This window comes from Ruegeria sp. YKSD179, assembly GCF_059612885.1.
This window is the reverse complement of record NZ_JBXWRL010000006.1, coordinates 37,019-61,168: the sequence shown is the minus strand read 5'-3', so window position 1 is coordinate 61,168 and position 24,150 is coordinate 37,019. Positions and strand designations below refer to the sequence as shown.

The following is a 24,150-nucleotide window of genomic DNA, read 5'->3' as shown; positions in this document are numbered from 1 at the left end:
TGGGGCAAAAGAATCTCAAAAAAACTTGAGGTCATGAGCAGGATAATTTTCGCCATCGCGCTTATCTGGTCGTTTAGCGGCGCTGCGTTTGCGCAGAGCTTTAACGCGCTAGCACGCATATTACCGGAACAATCCCGAATAACCGATCAGGGCAGGGCGGGAGTCCGCGTTGAATTGGCGCTCAGCCAAGGTGTGCCTTACCGGATATTCACTTTGCGCGATCCCTACAGGATGGTTTTGGACTTTCAAGAGGTGGACTGGACAGGGTTGGATCGCGACGTGTTTTTACAGACTGGTCGCGTCAGCGATGTTCAGTTTGGGGCTTATGTTCCCGGTTGGTCGCGGTTGGTTTTGGAACTGGGCGCACCGCTAGCAGTCGAGACTTCCGATTTGCGGGTCGATTCTGCGACAGGCGGCGCAGTGCTGACGCTAAACCTCATGGGAACGGACTTCGAAACTTTTGCTGCCGGCGCTGGCGCGCCGCGTCAACCGGGATGGGATTTACCGGAACCTTCAGTTTCTTCAGTTGCGCCAGGACTAGATGCCAAAGGTCCGGTGCGCGTGATGCTCGACCCAGGTCATGGTGGTATTGATCCCGGTGCAGAAGTGGGTGGTGTCGACGAGAAAACCTTGATGCTGACATTCGCGCGCGAGCTGCGTGAAGTACTCCTGCGGTCTGGTAGCTACGAAGTCGTTTTGACCAGAGTGGACGATCACTTTGTTTCTCTGGAGCGCCGCATCGCGCTTGCCCATCGGGCCGGCGCAGACATTTTTATCTCGTTACATGCAGATTCACTTTCGGAAGGCCGCGCTCACGGAGCAGCCGTTTATACTTTGTCGGCAGAAGCTTCAGATGTTGCCAGCCTGAAACTCGCTGAACGACATGATCGCGGTGACCTAATTTCGGGTGTCGATTTGAGCGGATCGGATGATCAAGTGGCTGACATACTTTTGGACATGGCTCGCCGTGAAACCCAACCACGTACGCAAGCTTTGGCGAGAGCCATAGCAGACGGAATGGCCCAGCAAGGCGGGCCGATGAACAGCAAACCAATCCGCACAGCATCTTTTTCTGTACTCAAAGCGGCGGATATCCCCTCTGTTCTGGTTGAACTGGGGTTTTTGTCCAGCCCCCGTGACCTTGAAAATATCCGAAATCCGGAATGGCGCGCTGGGATGGCGCAGGGAATTTTTAATGGACTGGAAAGGTGGCGTAAGGAAGATCTGGTAAAACGATCCCTGATCGGTCAGTGACCCGACGGCGCAAAACGGCTAATGTAGCCTTTCGTGTTTTGACCCGCGGGCAGGGCGGCACTATATAGGCGGCACCGCGAGAAAAAGGCAGTAACGTGATCCGGTTTATTCTTTCTTTTTTCGGGGCAATCTTCAGCCTCGTGACTTTGGGAATCTTTATGACCGCGCTGGTGATTGGCGCGATCTTCTGGATGTATGGGCGCGATCTGCCCAGCCACGAGTCGCTGGCTCAATACAAACCGCCGACCATAAGCCGAATTTATTCCGGCGAAGGTCAGTTGATAGACGAGTTTGCCCAAGAACGCCGCTTGTTCACGCCGTCCGAAGAAATTCCCGACCTCGTGAAACAAGCCTTCATCTCTGCGGAAGATAAGAATTTCTACACCCATCAGGGCTACGATCCACGCGGTATCGTGGCCGCCGGTGTCGAGGCCGTACGTACCAAAGGTGAAACCGTCCGCGGGGCGTCGACAATCACGCAGCAGGTGATGAAGAACTTTTTGCTGTCGGGTGACAGACGGGCAGAACGCAAGATCAAGGAAATAATCCTTGCCACCAGGCTTGAGGATACGTTGGACAAGGAACAGATTCTCGAACTTTATATGAACGAGATTTTTCTGGGCCAGAATTCGTATGGCGTTACGGCTGCTGCGCAGACTTATTTCAACAAGACGCTACAAGAACTGGCTCCGCATGAGGCTGCAATGTTGGCCGCGATGCCCAAGGCGCCGTCAGATTACCATCCTGTCAGACAGAAAGAACGCCTGCTGGCGCGACGTAATTATGTCCTGCGGGAGATGCAGCAAAACGGATACATCGATCAGGCGACCTATGAGGCAGAGGTCGATATGCCGCTTCGCTCGGTCCAAAATGGCGACTTTGAAAGCTTCCGCACCGCGCTTCCACCTCGTGATTACTTTACCGACGAAATCCGCCGCCAACTCAGCGAGGATTTTGGCGAGGGCGAATTTTTTACAGGTGGCTTTACAGTCCGTGCCTCAGTTGACGAGGAAATGCAGGTCGAAGCAGCCCGAGCCTTACGAGAAGCCTTGCAGAAATATGACCGATCACGCGGAAGATGGCGCGGAACAGGTGAAGTCATACCGGAAGACAAACTCGGAGATGAAGCTCAATGGCGCGAGGCGTTATCCGTCATAGAAATTCCCCGCGACGTTCTATTGCCGACGCTGTGGTATCCAGCCGTTGTACTGAATGTGGCCGAGCAATCGTTGACCGTAGGAATCGAAAATGGTCCGGCGGATGGAGTTATCCCACGATCTGATATCCAGTGGATGCAGGGTGATTTTGCGGCCAATTTCAAACGGGGTGACGTCGTCCTTGTTGTAGCTGGCGAAGAAGGACAGTGGTCCGCCCGTCAGGTGCCCGAAGTACAGGGCGCCTTTGTCGCGATGGATGTAAACTCGGGCCGTGTTCTTGCGATGCAAGGTGGGTTTTCCTACCAAGACACTGTTTTCAATCGCGCTACCCAAGCACAACGCCAGCCTGGGTCCAGTTTTAAACCTTTTGTCTACGCCGCCGCCTTGGATAGTGGATACAGCCCTGCAACAATCGTTGTGGATGCTCCAATTGAGGTCAACACGCCTCAGGGTCTTTGGAGGCCCAAGAATTCGTCCAACAAGTTCTATGGACCTACGCCGCTTCGGACTGGAATTGAACAATCGCGGAACCTGATGACCATCCGTTTGGCTCAGGAAGTAACCATGCCTGTGGTCGCGGGATATGCAGAACGCTTTGGCGTATATGACCGCATGGGCGCGTTCCTTGCCAACTCTTTGGGGTCTGAAGAGACAACTCTATATAAAATGGTCGCAGCATACGCGATGTTTGCCAATGGCGGCGAACGCGTCGACCCCACCTTGGTCGACCGGATTCAAGACCGTTTTGGCAAAACGATATACCGGCACGACGATCGCCAATGTCTTGATTGCAACTCAAGTTGGCTGGAACCGAATGAGACTCCGCAGATCGTAACCGATCGCGAACAGGTTATGGATGCAATCACCGCCTATCAACTTACGTCCATGATGAAAGGTGTGGTTGATCGCGGCACTGCGGCGCGTCACGTCAATCTGCCTGTGCCGACGGCTGGCAAAACCGGTACTACCAACGACTCTAAGGACGCTTGGTTTATCGGATTCACCTCGAACATCGTGGCTGGCTGTTACATTGGATATGATCGCCCACGCGCAATGGGGCGTGGGGCATATGGTGGCACAATGTGCGGCCCTGTTTTCCAAAGCTTTATGGAAAAGGCTGTTGAAAAATATGGAGGCGGTCCCTTTGACGTTCCCCCCGGTGGTCACTTCATAAAAATCGATCGCTTTAGCGGTGCGCGACTGCCGGATGATGCGGCAGGTGAATACGTAGTTGCCGAATACTTCCGCGATGGCGTTGATGGTTTTATTGACCGTGTTTTCGACGGTGGCTTTGCCATGGGGTCTGATCTGCCCTTGTTTGAAGAAGCTCAGGGATCGGCTCGCCAAGTCACGACTTCAACTGGCGAGAGCATTATCGTCGGTCCCAATGCCAGTCAGGGTGAGTTACAGGGCGGTGGGCTTTATTGATCCACGATCTCAAGCAGCAGATGCAGTAAGTCGGCCTCGTTGTCGTGCTTGATCTGTCCGTCGGCACGCCAGAATATCGACAGTGCGCATTTTGCAGCGGCCCATTGCGCCAGTCGCTCAGAGCTTACGTTCATCGCACTGGAATAGAGTGTAAGGCACCGCTCAATCTGACTTCGTTGTCGCACCAGTTCGACCATGCCCTTTGGATGGCGCAGGGCATTTGCGAGTTCAAACGCGGGATCACCCAGATACCCTTTGGCGTCGAATACCCGTGGGCCATCATCTGTTAGAATGACATTGTCAGGATGCAGGTCTCCGTGTAGCGCGGTCGCAATCGGTTGGCTGGTCAGCAGGGTTCGCGCCAGATGCATTGCTCGAACCATATCCCTCCGAAAGTCGCTTGGGCAATTAAGTGAGAATTGGCAAGAGAATATGGGGTCAAAAACCTCATGAAGAGGTTTCAATTCAGCGTCCTTAACGACCGGCGCATGATGGAGGCGACCGGCGATTTTGGCCAGCACGGCGAGTGCAGCATCAGGCCTGCCGGCCCGCGCCAGATCACCAAGAGATGGCCCATCCAACCAATCCATAAGTACTGCAGATTTTTCATCTTGGACAATTCGAACCGCACCGCGACTTTGCCATAGCCGTAATAAGCTGGACCCGTGCGTCTCGTTGCCGCGATCCGAACGACGATACAGTTTTAGCGCGGCAAAGCGACCGTCAGCTTGTACAACCCTCCATACCTGCGCCTGATCGGTTTCAGCGACCAGAACTGGAAAGGTCAGTTGCCATTTGGCAAGAAACTCGTCTCTTGGATCAGTCACAACATTTCGGCTCGTCTTGTGGTGGCCCAAAGCTCTTGCTATCACGCAGGCCTGATTGAGCAAGTTGGGACCTGACCATGCGCGCCGAAACCCAGAATGTAGTGACGGAAATCGAAAAGTCGCTGGAGCTTTTGGCGCAGCGTATGGACTATGAGACGGCGCCACACCGATTGGAGGAGTTCAACGCTCGCGTCGAGGATCCAAATCTTTGGGACAACCCTGAAAGCGCCCAAAAACTGATGCGCGAACGTCAGTTATTGGTGGACGCCATCGAAACTTACGATTCGATCAAAACTGATCTCAACGACAACATCGAACTGATTGAACTGGGTGAGTTGGAGGAAGACGAGGAGGTTGTTACCGACGCCGAAGAGGCACTGACCAAACTGAAGGCGAAGGCTGCGAAAAAAGAGCTGGAGGCACTTCTGGATGGTGAGGCGGACGGCAATGACACGTTCCTCGAAATCAACTCGGGCGCAGGAGGTACGGAAAGCTGTGATTGGGCTTCAATGCTGGCGAGGATGTATGTTCGTTGGGCGGAGAAAAAGGGTTACACAGTCGAGCTCCAATCAGAAACGGCTGGCGAGGAAGCGGGAATTAAGTCCGCAGCCTACAAAATTTCCGGGCACAATGCCTATGGCTGGCTAAAGTCCGAAAGCGGAGTACATCGGCTGGTTCGTATCTCGCCGTTCGACTCGGCTGCAAAACGGCACACGTCTTTCAGCTCGGTTTGGGTATACCCTGTGGTCGACGACAATATAGAGATCGATGTAAACCCCGCGGATATCCGTATCGATACGTACCGATCATCTGGTGCAGGTGGGCAGCATGTTAACACGACCGACTCGGCGGTGCGGATCACACACATTCCAACTGGGATTGTTGTGACGAGTTCAGAAAAGTCTCAGCATCAAAACAGGGACATCGCGATGAAAGCCCTGAAATCGCGCTTGTACCAGCAGGAACTTGACCGTCGCAACGCAGAAATCAATGCAGCGCACGAAGCCAAAGGGGACGCAGGTTGGGGCAATCAGATCAGATCCTACGTTTTGCAGCCCTATCAAATGGTCAAGGATCTGCGGACGAATTTTGAAACCTCGGACACCAAGGGAGTTTTGGATGGCGATCTCGATGGTTTCATGGCCGCGACGCTGGCACTAAATGTCGCGGGCAAAAGCAGGTCCGAAGCGCAGAGCGACTAAACTGCCTGCAGAATATTCAATCATATCTCCATGCCGAAATCACTCGGGGGTAATTCGGGCCAGACAAAAATGCGTGTAGGGCAAAGCAGGAAAAGATGTATTCAAACTGCGTGTTTAAATGATGATGCGCCCCGGATAGGCTGAGTCAGGATACCCACAACAAGAGCCTTTTCTGCCTTATGGATTTAGCCCAAACATCGGCCACTTCATTGCAGCGCGAACTGTCATCGGGGCGCCTCAGCGCACTTGAATTGATGCGCGCAACGTTGGAACGGATCGGGGAAGTGAACGGGCGCGTGAACGCCATCGTCGCCCTTCGGGAACCTGAGGTTTTGCTGGCAGAAGCGCGGTCGATGGACGAAGGCGCCAACAGGGGGCCACTTCACGGAATACCGATCGCGGTCAAGGATCTGGTCAATGTAGCCGGAGTTGTTTCGACTCAGGGATCACCTATCTTTCGGGATCATGTTCCCAAAGCAGATGACCTGCTTGCGTCTCGCTTACGTAAGGCAGGAGCAATTTTGATTGGAAAAACGAATACTCCGGAATTCGGACTTGGGTCGCATACCTTCAACCCTGTTTATGGGGCGACAAGAAACCCCTACGACCCGTCGCGATCCTGCGGGGGATCGTCAGGCGGCGCGGCAGTAGCACTAGCAACAGGCATGGTGTCACTTGCTGATGGTTCTGACATGATGGGCAGCCTACGCAACCCAGCGGCATGGAACAACGTCTATGGATTTCGACCCAGTTGGGGTCGGGTTCCTTCCGAACCCGTTGGCGACAGTTTTCTTCATCAGTTGTCTACGGCTGGTCCAATGGCGCGTTGTCCCGAGGATTTGGGGCTATTGTTGGATGTTCTGTCAGGGCCTGAACCAAGGCAGCCGCTCAGCCGTGCGAGCCTTCCAGTGAGCCCATTGGCTGACACCGATTTGTCCGAGCTGCGGATCGGATGGCTTGGCGACTGGGGAGGGGCCTTTCCATGCGAAGAAGGGGTGCTTGATATTTGCAAAGATGCATTGCGAGCGTTTTCCGATTTGGGTGCGGTGGTTGAGGACTTGGCGCCGCCTTTCGCTGCAGACCGGATTTGGGACAGCTGGATCACTTTACGATCCTGGAGCGTTGCAGCAGGATTGATGCCGTTGGCCAATCGCCGGGAGTTGCTGAAAGACAGCGCACAGTGGGAACTTTCGCGAGGAATGAACTTCAGCGCAATGGATGTACACAATGCCAGTGTCGTCCGGTCCGAGTGGTTTCGGCAGGCTGTAGAACTGTTTGCGGAATTTGATGCGCTTGTCCTGCCAGCTGCACAGGTATGGCCTTTCGATGTCGATATTCCGTATCCAACAGAAATCGCCAGCACGCCTATGGAAACTTATCATCGCTGGATGCAGGTCGTGACACCTGTCAGCTTAATAGGGCTGCCGTGTTTATCTATGCCTGCTGGCTTTGGGGCGCAGGGTTTGCCGATGGGAATTCAGTTGCTTGGCCCGCGGGAATCCGATGCGAAATTGCTGTCAATTGGAGCGGCCTATCACGAAGCGACGAAGTGGCCGCAAACCAGACCTGCTGCGTGACAACAACTTTCGGGAGGAGAACCGAAGAATGGAAAAACCCTTCGGTGTGCCGACAATGAAATCAGCGGATCCGGCGATGCTACGGAAGGCCCTGGGCATGGCTTGGCAGGACTATCGCCAAGCGCCCGTTTTTGGACTTTTGTTCGCGGGTTTCTATGTTATCGCTGGCTGGATTATGGCCTGGATTACGGTGAAGACGGGAACTTCATTTTGGCTGGTTCTGGCAGCGATTGGATTTCCTTTGTTGGGGCCATTTGCCGCTGTCGGGCTTTATGAGGTGTCACGCCGATTGGAACAGGGCGAACCGCTGAGTTTCAATGCGATCTTCGGCGTGGTGCTTCAGCAAACCAGTCGGCAATTACCCTCGATCTGCGCTATCATAGTTGTCATGTTTTTGTTTTGGTTTTTTCTGGGGCACATGATCTTTGCATTGTTCTTGGGCCTTTCAACAATGACAAATATCTCGTCTTCGCCCGAAGTTCTTTTGACCCTAAACGGATTGACCATGTTGGCATTCGGCACGGTGGTGGGTGCGGTATTCGCGTTAATTTTATTTATGATATCGGTGTTGTCGATACCGATGCTGTTGGATCGAGAGCTGGACTTCGTGACTGCAATGATCGCCAGCTACTCTTATGTCAGGACGAATTTTTGGGTTATGCTAATGTGGGGTGCCTTTATCTCGATAGTCACATTTTTAGCGATGATACCTTGGTTCTTAGGTCTATTGGTGGCCCTGCCAATATTAGGGCATGCCAGTTGGCACCTTTATCGCTTGATAACAGAGGGCGACATTTCGAATTCACCGAGTTCGGCTGGTGACTGATAATACATGTCGCAGCAGACAGGCTAACCATCGGTAACTGAATCCAATTCCGGGTGGCCGAGTTTTGCATGCCCTGAAACTTTTGACGAAACCCGAGACAGTTTAATCGCCATTGAGAGGTTACCCCCCAAAAACAACAGCTTGGTTGGGCGAACGACCGAAGGGCGATCATCAGTTCCGGACAAATACGACGTATAGCCGAACCATATAGAGGTGCTTTCACCTAGCTGTTCCGAGACAACCATGACGCGGCTGTCTTGTCCTCCGCGTCGAGACATCAAAACACAAACCTGTGCGTTTGCATGACAAACAATGCCCTGAAGTTCACGCAAATATGTCGGTGTGTCCGGCATTATCTGCCTTGATTCATAACCTCTTAACACGGTCGTCTGGCCGACCCTGCGTATGAATAAAAGCCGACTACACTCTTCTTGTTTGGCGCTTGAATGGGTCTCTGTCATCCAAAAAAAACCCGGCGGTAAAGAAGGTTGAGCCTTTGATGTCAGGAAGTTCTCAAACACTTCTGCGGACGGATAACTCAGTTGAGGATCTATGTCGTCCAAGGGCTTCAGCAGAATTCGGGCATCTACTTCGAAAAATCGGCATATTCGGTCAAGCACATCAGGCCGGGGAAAGCTTTCCCCTGAAAGGTACCGGTTAAACTGGGTACGATTTATGCCAAGTTGTCGGCACAAAGCGGCGACAGAAGGATAAACCTGCGCTAGGCGCCGTAAGTTAGCCCCAAACATATTGCGCAATTCTTTAGGGCTGCGAATGGTATCGGCCATGTCCGTCCAAAATTTTCTAACACTGCAGGAAAACACGACCGCTCGGACAAAATGACCGAATAACAGTCATAATCACAAAAAAGACTACATAGGACGTCAGATTCGCCACTTTGCGGTACATAAGCTAACGACCAAAATGGCAAACGCAATAGGCTTTATGGTGTTTTGCATAAACAATTTCATGCATTTTTTAGGGTAGAGTCATTAGGCCCCCAGCAAGACTACTGGGTGAAGATCAAAACGAACATATTGCAACTACAACTCGGCCCGCCGGATATATTCCGAACGGGACAAGGTGCGTCGAGAATGATCAATCGCCGCGAAGAAGGGCTGCGACACCAGTTCTGGCGACCTCGACTAAACCGAGTGGGCGCATGAGGTCCGCAAATGCATCGATCTTGTCCGGCGCACCGGTAATCTCGAAAATAAACGAGTTCAGCGTACTATCTACAACATTAGCGCGAAAAATATCCGCCAGGCGCAGGGCCTCGACCCGTTTGTCGCCTTCGCCAACAACTTTGACGATGGCTAGCTCGCGCTCGACCGAAGGCCCTTCGACGGTCAGATCGTGTACGTCATGCACAGGCACAATTCGACCGAGTTGCGCTTTGATCTGCTCGATAACTTGCGGTGTACCGGTGGTCACGATTGTGATCCGGCTCAGGTGGCCAGTATGATCGACCTCGGCCACCGTCAGGCTTTCGATGTTATAACCCCTGCCGGAAAACAATCCGATAACCCGGGCCAAAACACCGGGTTCGTTTTCAACCAGCAAAGCAATTGTGTGTCGTTCTTGTTCGTCAGAAAAGGTCGGTCGCAGATTGTAGGCCGAATGGCGGTTGGAACCTTTGACGATGTTCAGCGGGGTCATGGATGTTCCTCCAGATTGTCAGGCGCAGAACCAGCCGCTCCCAAGCGGTGGATTACGGCCCAGAAACAGGTTGCAAAAGCCAAAAGCACAATAGGTGCAAAAGAATAGCGAAAAGACGGTTCGAAACCGAACACGACCAGCATCAAAGCAGGGGAAAGCCCAAGCCACATTGCAGCGCTTAGCAACAGTCCCAGCAGGTTGGGTTTCAGAACACCTGCTCGAAGTAGGAAAAGCGCGGCAGGGGCCAAAAGCGCGGACTCATAGTACCAGAGATAAGGTGTAGACAATAATATCGCTATGATGAGGACAGCAGCGCGCAAGTCGAACCCAACCGCAGGGCTACGCCACGCTATGGCGACTGTTGCTGCGGCTACGGCGGTGAAACACCACTGAATCGTTAGTGCAGTTGAAACCTGCACCCCCAATCCGGCGAGTACGCCAAATGGGCTGACCATAAGATCATTCACTGCACTTGTGCTTTTAATGACGCTGAAATGAATCTCCATCATTTCGCGTAGCTCGGACCAATACTCTACACCAACAATTAGCGTCGCGCCGACGGACAGCATTATGGTGGTCACAGAAGCTGAAACAAATGTACGCCATGCGCCGCTGGCGATCAGTGCGATAGGGATAAGGATACCCAACTGAGGCTTTAGGGTAAGCAAGCCGATAAGGACGCCTGCGATAACCGGCCTATTGTCTTTTATTGCAGCCAAGGCAGCCAAAAGGCCCGCTGCCCAAATCAAACTGTTCTGCCCCATAAACAGGGGCGGCAAATAGGCTGGGGCGAAAGCAAAGGCTAACCAAACCTGGGGATGACCTTTGGTGAACGGGCGCGTGGCGGCAGCAATAGCCAGCATCGACAAAACGCTGAAAACGCCCCAAGCCAAAGGAAAGGACATCATCCCCAAGGGCATCAGCGCGACCAGATAGGATGGCGGATACGACCACGGCATCCATCGCCCATCGCTGACGCCGTGCATTTCTGCGAGTTTGTCTATGTCAAAAGCCGCTAAAGGGGTGTCAACGATTGCCAGCCGTGCTGCACCCCAGAAAATGCGGAAATCATTGTTGAACGATGTTACATCAGCGTCGATGATGCTTGCTAACCCGCTGAAAATCCAGGTGACAAACATCGTCAATACAAACGCGGGCATTAAAATACCTAACTGCCATCCCCGACGCGTATCGAAGACTTGCAGTCGTAGCGAGGCCTCGTCCACCTCCTGTGCGTCTGCGATTCCCATGTGGGCCATCACTTTTACCTTCTATTTGTGCACTTTGCAGGCCGCGTCACACTCACCTTCATTGGCCGGATCATACGAGAACAGCACCACCCGCCTGAATAACGCCTTGTGTCTCTGCCTCGCCCAAAAGCATCTCGTTATGTGCTTTGCCTGACGGTATCATTGGGAAACAATTTTCGTGTTTTTCAACAACGCAATCAAAGATGACCGGGCCATCGTAATTGATCATTTCCATGATCGCTTCGTCCAAGTCCGCGGGATCAGAACATAGAATACCCTTTGCTCCAAACGCCTCGGCGAGTTTTACAAAATCGGGCAGAGCCTCTGACCAGCTGTGCGAATACCGCTCGCCGTGCAACAACTCCTGCCACTGACGGACCATGCCAAGGCGCTCATTGTTGAGTATGAACTGCTTTACCGGCAGGCGATATTGCACAGCGGTGCCCATTTCCTGCATGTTCATCAGCCACGATGCTTCGCCCGCAACATTTATCACTAAGGCGTCCGGATGCGCCATTTGCACACCTATTGACGCAGGAAAGCCATAGCCCATGGTCCCGAGCCCGCCGGATGTCATCCAGCGGTTTGGATCTTCGAAACCCAGATACTGTGCCGCCCACATTTGGTGTTGCCCAACCTCAGTCGTGACATAACGGTCGTGTTTTTTGGTCAACTCCTCAAGGCGTTGCAGCGCATATTGTGGCTTGATCGACTTTTCACTGTTGGTAAATGCAAGGCAGTTGACCTTCCGCCATTCCGCTATCTGGTTCTGCCACTTTTTTACATTCGCTGAGTCTGTTTTGCGGCCTCGTGCTTTCCAGACTTTAAGAATGTCTTCCAGAACATGTGCAACGTCACCAACAATCGGAATGTCTACGCGGATCACTTTGTTGATCGAGGACGGATCGATATCGATATGTGCCTTCTTGGAGTTGGGTGAAAACGCATCGATGCGCCCGGTGATCCGGTCGTCGAAACGTGCGCCAATATTGATCATCAGATCGCAGTCATGCATCGCCAGATTGGCCTCATAAAGGCCATGCATCCCCAGCATCCCAAGCCAGTTTTCACCAGAGGCAGGGTAGGCACCCAACCCCATGAGTGTCGACGTGATCGGAAATCCCGTGCTGTCGACAAGTTCGCGCAAAAGCTGACTTGCGGCAGGGCCGGAATTGATAACGCCGCCGCCAGTATAGAATATTGGCTTCTTGGCAGTTTCTATTGCCGCAACAAGTTCGGTGATTTCTTCAAGATCGCCCTTCAGTACCGGCTGGTAGTGCGAGGTCGAAGGTTTTGGTGCCGAGTATTCGCCTGTGGCGAATTGAACGTCCTTGGGGATGTCGATCAAAACAGGGCCCGGGCGACCAGACGTGGCAACGTGGAATGCCTCGTGCATGGTTCCTGAAAGAGAATCTGTGTCTTTTACCAGCCAATTATGTTTGGTGCACGGGCGGGTAATGCCAACCGTGTCAGCTTCTTGAAACGCGTCAGAGCCAATCATGAAGGTCGGAACCTGACCAGTCAGGACGACAATCGGGATCGAGTCCATCAACGCGTCAGTCAGGCCGGTAACGGCATTCGTTGCGCCCGGGCCTGATGTAACAAGGGCCACGCCCGGCTTGCCGGTCGATCTGGCATAACCTTCGGCTGCATGAACCGCGCCCTGTTCGTGCCGTACCAGAATGTGCCTAATGTCGTTTTGCAGAAATATCTCGTCATAGATCGGTAGGACGGCGCCACCGGGGTACCCGAATACCGTATCCACGCCCTGATCCTTGAGGGCTTGAACAACCATTTTTGCGCCGGTCATCTCACGTGTCATCTGCTTTGCTCCGTTCGCGACATGTGTCTTGCATTCAGCAAAAAAAAAGCCTCCGAGGTCTTCGGAGGCGCATGGGGTCGATTATGGTTTACCGTTACCGGCCCATGCGCTTGTTTCCTACGATTACGACTAGCGCTCTCATCGCCAGAGGCTCCTTCTTAGCTTGCAGGCGACATTATGTTCGGGGGCAGGGGCCGTCAACAGGCAATCGACCCAATTTCCTAACGGAAAAGGTGATTTTTGCGACATTTTATTGCGTAAAGTGACCTGTGTCGGGAATTTCCGCGAAATTTGAGCCTCTTTTGATTGCGACCCGTGGGATTTTTCAGGTCTGAAAACGTCAGGTCTATGTCCGAAACGGGCATGATCGACATGTCGTGTTCAGACAATCTGAACCTGACAGCGAAAAAAATGGAGGAGCGGATCATGCTGCAGGATCTGGTTGACCTCGGGCGATACCCAATCGATCGTCCGGATTCGTGGGGTTACACTCAGATGATCAATGATCTTCGCCGTGATCTAAACGAGGAAGGCTGCGCAGTCTTACCTGGTTTCGTGCATGAGAACGGCCTTAATCATATATTGAGCGAAGCAGACGGAGTCTCTGACAAGGCGCACCGTTCCTTTAATCGCACGAACGCTTACTTTACCAAAGACGATACGCGTTTCGGGGTCGGGCACCCAATACGCCGTTTTTATGAACGCTCCAACGCGTTTGTGCCTGCAGATAATTTCGCCAAATCTGGTCCGCTGCGCCGTATTTACGAGGATGCATCATTTTTACCTTTCATCCGGGCAGCGCTAGACGAACCGAAAGAGCGTTTTTTTCGGTACGACGATCCGCTGGCTGACGTAATCATTAATGTCGTGGAAAAAGGGCAAGGATTCCCATGGCATTTCGATACGAACAATTACACTGTAACCTTGGCCATTCAGAATGGTGAAAAGGGTGGTGCGTTTCAATATGTGCCCAACCTCCGTACTTCCAAAGAGGAAAACTTTGACGCAGTAGCTTCTGTTTTAGACGGAAACATGAGCCAGGTCCGGCATCTGGATCTGCAGCCTGGCGATTTGCAGATATTCAAGGGCCGATATTCATTGCATCGTGTTGCGCCGGTCGAAGGCGAACGGAGGCGCTACGTTGGTATTTTCTCATTTGTCGAGGCTGAGGGAATGTGCGGGGGCGTCGAGAGGACCCGACAACTATACGGTCGCGTTTTACCACAACATTATGAACGGGAAGGTATTCGGAAAGACCGACTTCTGGATTAGACGGTCGCCGAAAAAGTTGCGCTCGTCACTTACTATGGAGGGCCACGTGTCTGAAATTGTGCAGCTGACGCCGTTTGTTTTGTGTTCTTCGTTGCAAAACCAAATCGACTTCTATTGTGACCGCCTTGGATTTTCCTGCACCTTTAGACAGGAAAATTACGCATTTCTCAGAAATGGTAGTGTCGCGATCCGCCTTCTTGAATGCCCGAAACGACCTGACGGGCGACCGTTGGGGGATAATCAGTCATTTTACATCGATGTTATGGGTATTGATGAGCTGTACGCACGATTGGAACCTAACTTGTCCGATTTGCCACCGGGTCGCGTTCGACCGCCATTCAATCAACCCTATCATCAGCGAGAGTTTCACGTAATCGACGAAGATGGCACTTTGGTTTTCTTTGGGCAGGCCGTTGGCGCGCGACCATCGGCATAATCGTTGCCCTTGTCTTGAGAGCCTCAAGCAACCCTGTCAGAAACTATGGCCGGTTCCTTGCAGCATTCCGTGTTCCAGTGCGTATCGGGTCAGGCCAGCAGTCGACGAGATGCCAAGCTTACGCTTTATGTTCTTTCTGTGCGTCTCGACCGTGCGAACTGAAATATCCAAACCCAACGCAACCTCTTTGTTGGATTTGCCCTGCGCCAGTTCCAGCAGGATGGTTTGTTCACGCCCAGTCAGAGCTTCTCGTGCATTATCCTGCTTGGGTTTCAGCGAACCGCTGGCCCCGGTGCAAAGGTATTTGTCACCTCGCATAACCGCGTCGATGGCCTGTTTGATCTCATCCGTAGGGACATCTTTGAGTACATAGCCGCGGGCACCATGGCTCAGCGCGGTCGAGATATATTCCGGGCTGTCATGCATCGACAGGATTAGAACGCGCGTTTCCGGCAGGCGCTCTAAGATGATTTCGGTTGCGCTCAGCCCTCCAAGGCCTGGCATATTAAGGTCCATCAGGATTACATCTGGCAATAAAGTAGTTACCTGATCTACGGCCTCTTGCCCGTTAGACAGGGTGCCAACGACCTCAATCTCGTCATAGCTTTCCAATAAAGATTGGATCCCTTCGGCGACCATGGGGTGGTCGTCTACGATCAGGACTCGGATCGCGTTCGTCATCAGGAACCGGCCTTTCGTTTCGGAGTTGCATCTTCTTCCTGTGGAGAAAGCAAGTGACTCAGTGGTAGGCTCGCTTCGATTACCGTGCCGCCGCGTGCCCCGCGGGATGACAGAATACGCAGCGATCCGTCAAGCTGTTCGATTCGTTCTTGCATGTTTCGCAGGCCGATGCCTGTGCTGACTCGATCCGGGCCGTTGGGTAAGCCATGACCGTTGTCGGTGATCCTCATGGTCGCGCCCTTTTTGTGACCACGCAAATCTATAGTTACATGTGTCGCACCGGAATGGCGCTCAATATTGGTCAAAGCTTCTTGGGCAATCCGATAAAGGGCGATCTTGCTGTCCTGATCCAGCCTGTTACGGAATACGACCGTCGAAAATTCAGTTTCGATCCCGGTTCGTTCGCGAAAGTCGTCGGTCAGAGCTTTGAGCGCTGGCCCAAGGCCCAAATCATCCAGAACACCAGGGCGTAGGTCTCTGCTTATGCGCCGAACTTCCGTGATGGCGCTGCCTAAGTTTTCTATACCTTTGTCCAATGGCACCCGCGCGCCTTCATCATCACCCCGCGAAAGTCGTCGCCGGGCGTTGTCCAGCGCATATCTGACGCCGACTAATATCTGGCTGATACCGTCGTGCAGTTCACGTGCCACTCGACCACGTTCTTCTTCTTGTGCATCGAAAACGCGTTGGGTCAGTTCTTTGAGTTTGGCGTCAGCCAGCCTGCGCTCACGGAAGTTCAGCAACATGCCCGAGGCGAAAACGATCAGCACCGCAGCAAGTACGATTCCGCCGATATATAGGAATGTTCGCTGAACACGGGCTTCGACTTCGGCGCGTGCGTTTGCCACCGTGGCGACGATGTCATCAATGAACACTCCGGTTCCAACCACCCAGCGCCAATCCTGCAAACCAACGACGTACGCGATCATTTGTGCTTCTTCCCCGGTCGACGGTTTCTGCCACATGAAACTGTGCCATCCTGCGCCTTGTCGGGCGAGGCGGATGAATTCGTCAACGACAGGTGTTCCGTCACTGTCCGTCAAACCAACCCAATTTCGGTTGATAAATTCAGTCTGGCGAGGGCTTACGAGGTTGTTGCCTTCATAATCATAAACGAAAAAAAAGCCGTCCTTTCCGTAAATCATGGCAGACAGAATTTGAGTGACCAGTGTTTTCGCAGCCTGATCTTCAGGTGAGGCCCGCCCGTAAATATATGCGAATCCGTTGCGCGCTTGTGTCACGTAATTACGCAACTCGATTTTCTTCGCTGCGACCAATCGGCGCTCTAACGCCTGAATTTCCCTTTCGGCGGTTGCACGGGCTTCGTACGCGACAAAAAACGCAATAGCTGCCACTGCCACGATCAGGGGGATTGCTGCCACGAGCGACAGCTTCTGTCCGTAGGTCAGCGAAATTAAGTTACGAAATCCCCTCATAGACGAATCGATACGCAAGCCAGCGGAAAATTGCAAAAAGATTGGGCGAATCCGGTGTCAAAGAACTGAAGACTGGGGTTACAAAACGCAAAACAGCCCTGATTTTCAGCGTTGAGTAGCAAAAAACAGGCTCAGCTACGTAGTTCTTGGTATTCACTTTCAATCGAGTGTCAGTAGGCTGGCGCGCACTGAGATCAATTGGTCCGGGCTTCGCTCGGGTCGTGAATTATGAAGGGGAGGATCACTCACATGGATCGCCGTAAGTTTCTTAAAACGTCAGCACTTGGTGGATCTGCAGCCGCAGCTACAGCGCTGGCAGCACCAGCCTATGCTCAGGGCAAGCGCACTTTGACAATGGTTACCTCGTGGGGTCGTGGCCTAGCAGGCGTTTTCGACAGCGCTCAGCGCTGCGCCGACAGCATCACCGCGATGTCGGACGGCAATCTGACAGTTGATATCAAAGCGGCTGGCGAACTGGTTGGCGCGTTCGAAGTGTTTGACGCGGTATCGTCCGGTCAAGCCGATATGTATCACGCGGCTGACTACTACTTTGTCGGTCAGCATCCGGGCTATGCCTTCTTTACAGCTGTTCCGTTCGGAATGACTGCTCAAGAGCTGGTAAACTGGTACTACCACGATGGCGGTATGGAACTGCATGACGAGCTGGGTCAGATTTTTGGCCTTAAGTCTTTCCTTGCCGGTAACACTGGTGCTCAGGCAGGCGGCTGGTTCTCGAAAGAGATCAATAGCCCCGATGATTTCAACGGCTTGAAGTTCCGTATGCCTGGTCTGGGTGGCAAGGCGCTGGGCAAACTTGGGGCGTCGGTACAGAATATTCCGGGCTCGGAAGTTTATCAGGCTCTGTCATCAGGCGCGATCGACGGAACCGAGTGGATCGGTCCCTGGGCAGACGAAAAGGCTGGTTTCCAGGAAATCACAAAGACTTATTACACAGCGGGCTTCCATGAGCCGGGTGCGGGTCTTTCGCTGGCGACCAACCGAGAAGTCTTTGACAGCCTGACACCCGCTCAGCAAAAGATTATCGAGATCGCGGCAGGCGAAGCGCACCAGTGGAACCTAGCTCAATTCCTGGCCAACAATGGCGCTGCATTGCAGCGTCTGCAGGCGGGCGGCGTTAAAGTCATGGAATTCCCGGATACTGTCTGGGACGCGTTCGGTACTGCAAGCCAGGAAGTTCTGGACGAAAATATGGGCGACGAACTGTTCAAGAAAATTCACGACAGCGCCATGGACTCGATGGCTGCTTCGTCGGCATGGTTGAACCTTTCGTCGGGTGCCTACACCGCGCAGCGCGATCGCGTTCGCGGCTAACACTCATAACCAAAAATTAACTGGTTTCTCCGCGGACGCGGGGAAACCTTACCCGTTGCACATGCTCGGACATGACCATACCACGATAAACAGCAGTGCAACCGAGACGACCTGGGGACAACATGCAGGACGATAACGGCATCTCGTTTTTCGGCGCCCTGTGGAATGGACTGATATGGTTCATTCAGAACATTGCCGAAGCCTTTTATAATTTTGGATACGCCATTACGCATCCGCAGCTCTGGCTGAATTGGTCGGACAAAGAAGCAATCATGCGCTTTGTCTACTACGGTGGTTCTGTAGAGTTTTTCTTTGTTGTGTTCACACTTTTTTTGGTTCTGACGGCAATCGGCCTTTACTACCGGAATTTCATGTGGGGCATGGTCCGCGGTCTCGAAGGCTTTGCCAACACCACGGGACGTTTCTTTGCATGGGCTGGCCTTTTGATGGTTATTCAGCAGATCGTGATCGTTTTCATGCAACGCGTGTTTGCACGGCCAGACATGGCGTTTGGTCTGGGTATCCCGTTTCAAATGGATATCAGTTGGTATGCTGAAGAGCTGAAACTTTATAATGCCATGGTCGTCTGTCTCTGCTGCACCTACACATTCGTGCAGGGCGGTCACGTTCGCGTGGACCTGATCTATGCCGGGGTCAGTCATAGAACCAAACGTGTCATTGATATGCTGGGATCGGTTCTGTTCATGATGCCAATGGCTGTGCTGACTTGGATGTACGGCTGGTACTTTATGTGGCGCCACTTGATCGTTCCGAAACCCTCGGCCAGCGATACGTTGGATCGCCTTGTAATGAAGTCTCGTGCCTTGCGCTGGAACGTTGAAACCATTGGCTTCAGCCCAAACGGTTTCAACGCATACTTCCTTTTCAAGATTCTACTGGTCGCGTTTGCGGGCATGGTGTTCTTGCACGCCATTGCATTCCTTTACAGATCCTATCTGGAATACGTTGAAGGGCCTGAAAGCGTTGGAAAATACCTCGACAAAGACAGCCTAGGCGATGGTGAAGAAGCCTACGAAGGCGCACACTAGGGACGGAGACCAAGACAATGCTATTCGGACTTGATGGCGTCGAGATAGGCCTGATTATCGTATTTTTCTGCCTCTTTGGTGGTATTCTTTCTGGGTTCCCAGTGGCATTTGCCATTGGTGGAGCGGGTGTTATTTCTTTCGGAATAATTGCGGCGTTGGACAGCGCTGGATTGCTCGTTCATCAGGCGATTGACACAGGCTCGCAAGCCTACCGAGACCTTGTGAATTCAGGGGTCAAACCGGACATAATATCCGTCTTCCGATATCCGGACTTGCCAAGAATCGGCGAGCCGGTGTTCCCGGCTGGATGGGAAACTGCACTGGACCGCAACGTCTCGTTCATTGTGAACCGAATGAATGAGCGTGTGTTGGCCGGACAATCCATTGAAACACTTCTGGCGGTTTTGATGTTTGTCCTGATGGGCATCACTTTGGAGAGGTCTAAGATTGCCAACGACCTATTGACCACGATGGCGCGGGTTTTTGGCCCACTGCCGGGCGGACTGGCCGTGTCAATTGTGGTTGTGGGTGCTTTCTTGGCGGCATCGACCGGAATCGTAGGCGCGACCGTTGTGACCATGGGTCTGCTCGCCTTGCCAACCATGTTGCGCAACAACTACTCGCCAGAGTTGGCCACAGGTGTCATTGCCGCCTCGGGTACGCTTGGGCAAATTATTCCACCTTCGATTGTGATCGTACTGCTGGGGACATTGGCTGGCGATCTTTATTCGACGGCGCAAGAAACCCGCGCGGTCGAGGCTGGATGTACTGACGCGTTAACATACCTTGGTGAGCCAGCCGTGGTATCAGTTGGGACTTTGTTCCAGGCAGCTTTGTTGCCGGGTATAATGCTGGCGCTGCTGTATGCGCTTTATGCGTTTGGCTATGCATTGTTAAACCCAGAGAAAGCTCCAGCAGTTGAACTTTCAGGAGGAACAGGCGAACCCATCACCCGTTCCGAAGGTTTGACTTGGCTGTTGGGAGTACCGGTCGCGATAATAGTCGGTGCGGTTCTGCTTGGCAGCGCGGGTGTGATTGGCAGCCAAAATATCTCAGTTTCAGCCTTTTCAGACGTTTCTGAGGGCGCATCGCTGCGTACCAACGTGTCACCCGAGTGTCAGGCGTCGATGATCGAGCTTCATGGCCAATCCGCGTGGGATCAGGCCGTCGCTGAGCAGGAGGAAATTGACGCCGCAGGAGGTGCCGCCAGCGCTGAACGTCTGAGCGAAGAAGAATTGGTGGCGGCTCGCGAAGCAAAAATTGCTTCGGCAGCGCCGATCGGAAACGGCGTGGCTGTTGTTGTCGTATTGCTTGGGCTCATGCTGGCGATGGCCAGAGGCATCGCACCGTCGCGCGCTGCACAACCGCTGATCGTCGGAGCCATCGGTCTGGTGCTGATGTTGCTGTTTGACATATTGTTGATATCGCCGACCACATCATCGGGGGCGACATTCCTGTTGCTGGCTTTGCCTTTTGCTTTGGCTGCATACGGCTGCAAAGAGGCAGCGGCACGCTGCGCGACCAATGACTTGATCAGGGTGGTTTTCCCACCGCTGGTTCTGATCATCGCTGTGCTTGGTTCGATACTTGGCGGCATAACCAATCCGACACCTGCTGCAGCATTGGGCGCTGGTGGGGCAATCATGCTCGCGGCATATAGGAAACTGCAAGATCAAGGCCGATCTGGTAAAGTCATCATCTGGTCAACCTTTGCAGTGATCATAGCGTTGCTGATGGGTGTGAATTTTGACCTTCGCATCAATCAGGGTGGCGTGACCGTAGAAACCTGGATTGCGTTTATCGTTGCCTACGCCGCTTACATCTTCGCGTTGTTCGGCCTGCTGTTCGGCTGCTGGGTCCTGTTCTCAAGCGGAGTGCTCACTCCGGTCGTACGAGAAACTGCCAAAGTAACATCGATGGTCTTTACCATCTTGATTGGATCGCAATTGCTGAACCTCGTGGTCATATCGTTTGGCGGTGAGCATTATATCCAGCAGTTCCTCAAGAGTTTTGACAACGAGTTCACAGTCTTCCTGATCGTGATGCTTGTGCTGTTCATTTTGGGGTTTGTCCTGGATTTTCTCGAAATCATATACATCGTGATACCCATTGTAGGCCCGGTTATCTACGGCGGGTCGTTTGACCCCAAATGGGTAACCATCATGGTGGCAGTGAACCTTCAGACTTCGTTCCTGACGCCACCATTTGGGTTCGCGTTGTTCTACCTCAGAGGCGTGGCACCTAAAGAGGTAACAACTGGCCATATTTATCGGGGAATAATTCCGTTCGTGGTCATTCAAGTGGTTGGAATTGCCATCTTGTGGTTCTTCCCAACGATCGTGACAATTGTTCCGGATCTGATCCCGAACTGATCGGAGGAATGAAAATAGGGCCAAGAAAAGGGGGCGGCGCGCGCCCTTTTTCATTGATGTCTGTTGATACGCCGATGGAAATGACTCAGTCGAGATTTCCGTCAGGTTTAATTCGGTAGACTAAAAATTCTCGGTCGACGAGATAGTAAAGTAGTTGAGACGCGAAAGAGCATTGCTATAAGCTAACTTGTTGATACCCTTTGTGAAGCCCATCGATTTTTTGCGAACCTGTGTCACGCTCCAGTTCAATACGAATGGTAGCTTTTAGCGACAGAACAAGCAGAGTTCAAAGTTATACTTAGTCATTAAACTCAATCAGGTCCCAGCGGTTACCAAATGGGTCTTTCCAGACAGCTACAGTGCCGTAGGGTTCGTAACGGGGTTGTTCCTCAAACGTCACTCCGAGGCTTCGCATTGCTTTGTAGTCGCGTTCAAAATTGTCAGTTTCAAGAAAGAAACCCACTCGCCCGCCGGTTTGGTTTCCAATTGAGGCGAATTGTAGGTCGTCATCGGCCTGTGCCAACAATAGTGAACCGCTGCAAGATCCTGGTGGAGTTACCAATACCCAGCGTTTTCCACTACCGAGGTCGATATCTTGACTAAGGTTAAAGTTCAAAACACTGGTGTAAAAGTTAATTGCGGCGTCATAATCCGGCACCACGAGCGTAACCGCATGAAGGTTTTGCCTCATCCAAAGTTAACCTTTGGTCGGGTGACGATCTGGTAACTGGATATTGGCGACTTGCTCGGCGATTGGCGGCGAAGACAGTGGGTGATGCACCGTATCCGTAAACCGCTCGGGTTCTCTTATCTTCTGCCAATCTCCCATAAAATAAGCTTGGAAACCAGAAAACTTGGCTTTGTATCCCATCTTCGGGCTGCCCGGTACCCAGTAGCCCAGATAGACGTAGGGCAATCCTGCTTCGCGGGCGATCTCAATATGATCGAGGATCATGTAAGTGCCCAAAGAGTCCTGCTGTTTCAGTGGGTCGTAAAAGGAATAAACCATACTAAGCCCGTCATCCAGGACGTCGGTCAAACTTACCGCTATTAATGCACCCGTCTCAGGATCGGCGTATTCAACCACCCGGCTGCGGATAGGTGTCTCTTCGATCATGGCCGCGAACTCGAAAACATCCATATCAGCCATGCCGCCATCAGCGTGACGAGCATCAAGATAACGGCGGAACAAATCAAACTGCTCGTCGGTTGCCCAAGGCGAGGTCGCACGGCGTTTCAGATAAGCGTTACGCTTGATCACCCGGCGTTGGCTTTTGCCGGGACAAAATGCCGAGACGTCAATCCGCGCCGACAAGCATGCAGCGCAATCGGTGCAAGAAGGTCGGTACAACACGTTTTGCGAACGGCGAAACCCTTGCTGTGAAAGGCAGTTATTCAACTGATCAGCACCTTCACCCTGAAGCGCTGTGAACAGTTTACGCTCCATCCTGCCCTCAAGATAAGGGCAAGGCTGTGGTGCCGTCACATAAAATTGTGGCGCTATTGGCAGCGTGTGTCGCATGAGGGTCCCGTGTCTCCCGCGACGGGATGATAGCAATGCTTTTGGAACGCGCCAAGTGATTCACGCAAAGTATGCTTTAAGCGCGCTGATTGATCATAACCGTGCCGAGAAATGCGTCGGTCAAGCCCTGACAGCGGGCACTGGTTAACATCATGATAACCGAGATAATCTGAAGCACTGGAAAGGCCATGCTAACGAAATAGCCTGCAGTATGGGCCACAGCCTTACCCGTATCCATGCGTGAACCGAATGCGTCGCGCAGTTCGATACCCATAAACCGCATTCCCAACGTGGCTGAACCGTTCGCAATCGTGACGACGCGATAAACGAAACTAACCACCGCGTAAATCAGCGCAAGGACAAAAAAACCAAGACCAAAGGTCAGCAAAATCGCAACGGTGCAAAGCAACGAAACGAACGCTATGTCGAATAGCCACGCAAAAAAGCGTTTGGTCGCCACTGATTGATAGAATTCTGGCTGACTGTCAGGATCGGGTAGATGGGTCATTAGGGTAAGTCCAAGTGTGAAATCTATTTCACCCTGTCCCGAAGTACGGGACAGGGCAAGACTGGGTCAGGCTCGCTCACCGCTATCCGGTTCATCATGATTTTCGCGAGCGCGTTCGTTCATGAACTGGTCAAACTCTGCCTTGTCCTTGGCGTCACGCAAACGGCGAAGGAAGGCCTCGAACTCTTGTTGCTCACGCTCCAAGCGGGCCAGAGTGTCAGCTTTGTAGGCATCAAAGGCTGTGTTGCCAGAGGGTTTCATCGCGCTCATGTGACTGTTCCAAGAAGAACGACGGCTACAGGACTTGCTGAACATGCGTTTACTCCAGATCATATAAGCCAAAAGGGCAAGGCCGACGGGCCAAAAAAAGATAAAACCAAGGACCATCGCAGCGATCCAGGCACCTTTTCCTTTGCTGTCCATCCAGGTTTCGGCTCGGTATATCCATCCCGGGTTTTTCGGGACGGCGGTGTCGGAAAGTGCTGTCATTTGTTGTCTCCGGGTTGATGTAAATTCTGTTTACATTCTCTAAATGGGGGG

Annotated in this window: 21 protein-coding genes; 10 read left to right on the top strand and 11 right to left on the bottom strand. The window is 52.7% G+C overall.

Translation table 11 applies throughout. The features are described 5' to 3' along the window. Window positions 1-33: 33 nt before the first annotated feature. Together AC2FNE_RS05215 and AC2FNE_RS05210 are read left to right on the top strand one after the other, a co-directional pair. Complete coding sequence (locus tag AC2FNE_RS05215) at window positions 34-1,254, top strand: N-acetylmuramoyl-L-alanine amidase (protein WP_170472638.1); 1,221 nt, start codon at window positions 34-36, stop codon at window positions 1,252-1,254. Between the two features lie 95 nt (window positions 1,255-1,349). Continuing rightward, on the top strand, window positions 1,350-3,839 hold the full coding sequence (locus tag AC2FNE_RS05210; protein WP_170605259.1) for a penicillin-binding protein 1A: 2,490 nt from the start codon (window positions 1,350-1,352) through the stop codon (window positions 3,837-3,839). Here AC2FNE_RS05210 and AC2FNE_RS05205 read toward each other — a convergent pair. Beyond that, window positions 3,833-4,666: an aminoglycoside phosphotransferase family protein gene (locus tag AC2FNE_RS05205; RefSeq protein WP_496804905.1), complete on the bottom strand. Its 834-nt coding sequence runs from the start codon at window positions 4,664-4,666 to the stop codon at window positions 3,833-3,835. The genes AC2FNE_RS05210 and AC2FNE_RS05205 overlap by 7 nt on opposite strands. Before the next feature lie 77 nt (window positions 4,667-4,743). On the opposite strand from AC2FNE_RS05205, the gene prfB reads away from it, so the two are divergent. The 3 genes from prfB to AC2FNE_RS05190 all read left to right on the top strand — a co-directional run bounded on the left by prfB (window position 4,744) and on the right by AC2FNE_RS05190 (window position 8,271). Next, window positions 4,744-5,868 carry a peptide chain release factor 2 gene (prfB, locus tag AC2FNE_RS05200; protein ID WP_170605263.1) on the top strand — a complete coding sequence of 375 codons (1,125 nt, stop codon included), beginning with the start codon at window positions 4,744-4,746 and terminating at the stop codon, window positions 5,866-5,868. Between the two features lie 179 nt (window positions 5,869-6,047). After that, window positions 6,048-7,445, top strand: a complete 1,398-nt coding sequence (locus AC2FNE_RS05195; RefSeq protein ID WP_170610501.1) for an amidase — start codon at window positions 6,048-6,050, stop codon at window positions 7,443-7,445. 28 nt (window positions 7,446-7,473) lie between these two features. Next, window positions 7,474-8,271 (top strand): DUF2189 domain-containing protein, encoded by a 798-nt coding sequence (locus AC2FNE_RS05190; protein ID WP_496804904.1) that lies wholly within the window; start codon window positions 7,474-7,476, stop codon window positions 8,269-8,271. Window positions 8,272-8,294: 23 nt separating this feature from the next. Here AC2FNE_RS05190 and AC2FNE_RS05185 read toward each other — a convergent pair whose 3' ends face one another. The 4 genes from AC2FNE_RS05185 to AC2FNE_RS05170 all read right to left on the bottom strand — a co-directional run bounded on the left by AC2FNE_RS05185 (window position 8,295) and on the right by AC2FNE_RS05170 (window position 13,002). Continuing rightward, the gene (locus tag AC2FNE_RS05185; protein ID WP_254442497.1) at window positions 8,295-9,059 is read right to left on the bottom strand and encodes a helix-turn-helix domain-containing protein; all 765 of its coding nucleotides are present in this window, start codon (window positions 9,057-9,059) and stop codon (window positions 8,295-8,297) included. Between the two features lie 310 nt (window positions 9,060-9,369). Next, window positions 9,370-9,930 (bottom strand): acetolactate synthase small subunit, encoded by a 561-nt coding sequence (ilvN, locus tag AC2FNE_RS05180; protein WP_170472618.1) that lies wholly within the window; start codon window positions 9,928-9,930, stop codon window positions 9,370-9,372. Beyond that, window positions 9,927-11,189, bottom strand: a complete 1,263-nt coding sequence (locus AC2FNE_RS05175; RefSeq protein WP_496804903.1) for a glycosyltransferase family 87 protein — start codon at window positions 11,187-11,189, stop codon at window positions 9,927-9,929. Before AC2FNE_RS05175 ends, ilvN begins: the two co-directional genes overlap by 4 nt. Before the next feature lie 61 nt (window positions 11,190-11,250). Beyond that, window positions 11,251-13,002: an acetolactate synthase 3 large subunit gene (locus AC2FNE_RS05170; protein ID WP_170605271.1), complete on the bottom strand. Its 1,752-nt coding sequence runs from the start codon at window positions 13,000-13,002 to the stop codon at window positions 11,251-11,253. 426 nt (window positions 13,003-13,428) lie between these two features. Here AC2FNE_RS05170 and AC2FNE_RS05165 point away from each other — a divergent pair, with 426 nt between their 5' ends. Together AC2FNE_RS05165 and AC2FNE_RS05160 are read left to right on the top strand one after the other, a co-directional pair. After that, window positions 13,429-14,274, top strand: coding sequence for a HalD/BesD family halogenase (locus AC2FNE_RS05165; RefSeq protein WP_496804935.1), 846 nt, complete (start codon window positions 13,429-13,431; stop codon window positions 14,272-14,274). A 46-nt stretch (window positions 14,275-14,320) separates the two neighbouring features. Continuing rightward, window positions 14,321-14,710 (top strand): bleomycin resistance protein, encoded by a 390-nt coding sequence (locus tag AC2FNE_RS05160; RefSeq protein WP_496804902.1) that lies wholly within the window; start codon window positions 14,321-14,323, stop codon window positions 14,708-14,710. A gap of 36 nt (window positions 14,711-14,746) precedes the next feature. Here the strand turns inward: AC2FNE_RS05160 and AC2FNE_RS05155 are convergent, their stop codons facing one another. Both AC2FNE_RS05155 and AC2FNE_RS05150 read right to left on the bottom strand, forming a co-directional pair. Then, window positions 14,747-15,391: a response regulator transcription factor gene (locus AC2FNE_RS05155; RefSeq protein WP_170472595.1), complete on the bottom strand. Its 645-nt coding sequence runs from the start codon at window positions 15,389-15,391 to the stop codon at window positions 14,747-14,749. Then, window positions 15,391-16,827, bottom strand: coding sequence for a cache domain-containing protein (locus AC2FNE_RS05150; protein ID WP_496804901.1), 1,437 nt, complete (start codon window positions 16,825-16,827; stop codon window positions 15,391-15,393). Before AC2FNE_RS05150 ends, AC2FNE_RS05155 begins: the two co-directional genes overlap by 1 nt. Window positions 16,828-17,076: 249 nt before the next feature. Here AC2FNE_RS05150 and AC2FNE_RS05145 point away from each other — a divergent pair, with 249 nt between their 5' ends. The 3 genes from AC2FNE_RS05145 to AC2FNE_RS05135 all read left to right on the top strand — a co-directional run bounded on the left by AC2FNE_RS05145 (window position 17,077) and on the right by AC2FNE_RS05135 (window position 21,580). Then, the gene (locus AC2FNE_RS05145; RefSeq protein WP_170605279.1) at window positions 17,077-18,159 is read left to right on the top strand and encodes a TRAP transporter substrate-binding protein; all 1,083 of its coding nucleotides are present in this window, start codon (window positions 17,077-17,079) and stop codon (window positions 18,157-18,159) included. Window positions 18,160-18,281: 122 nt separating this feature from the next. Beyond that, window positions 18,282-19,208, top strand: coding sequence for a TRAP transporter small permease subunit (locus AC2FNE_RS05140; protein WP_170605281.1), 927 nt, complete (start codon window positions 18,282-18,284; stop codon window positions 19,206-19,208). Window positions 19,209-19,225: 17 nt separating this feature from the next. Next, window positions 19,226-21,580, top strand: coding sequence for a TRAP transporter large permease (locus AC2FNE_RS05135; protein ID WP_170605283.1), 2,355 nt, complete (start codon window positions 19,226-19,228; stop codon window positions 21,578-21,580). Window positions 21,581-21,878: 298 nt separating this feature from the next. Here AC2FNE_RS05135 and AC2FNE_RS05130 read toward each other — a convergent pair whose 3' ends face one another. The 4 genes from AC2FNE_RS05130 to AC2FNE_RS05115 all read right to left on the bottom strand — a co-directional run bounded on the left by AC2FNE_RS05130 (window position 21,879) and on the right by AC2FNE_RS05115 (window position 24,099). Then, window positions 21,879-22,271, bottom strand: coding sequence for a VOC family protein (locus AC2FNE_RS05130; RefSeq protein ID WP_496804900.1), 393 nt, complete (start codon window positions 22,269-22,271; stop codon window positions 21,879-21,881). A gap of 6 nt (window positions 22,272-22,277) precedes the next feature. Continuing rightward, a complete protein-coding gene (locus AC2FNE_RS05125; RefSeq protein WP_170472576.1) occupies window positions 22,278-23,102 on the bottom strand; it encodes an arginyltransferase in 825 nt (274 codons plus the stop codon). A 76-nt stretch (window positions 23,103-23,178) separates the two neighbouring features. Then, window positions 23,179-23,610 (bottom strand): RDD family protein, encoded by a 432-nt coding sequence (locus AC2FNE_RS05120; RefSeq protein ID WP_170472573.1) that lies wholly within the window; start codon window positions 23,608-23,610, stop codon window positions 23,179-23,181. Window positions 23,611-23,676: 66 nt separating this feature from the next. After that, complete coding sequence (locus AC2FNE_RS05115; RefSeq protein WP_170472570.1) at window positions 23,677-24,099, bottom strand: DUF2852 domain-containing protein; 423 nt, start codon at window positions 24,097-24,099, stop codon at window positions 23,677-23,679. Window positions 24,100-24,150: the final 51 nt, after the last annotated feature.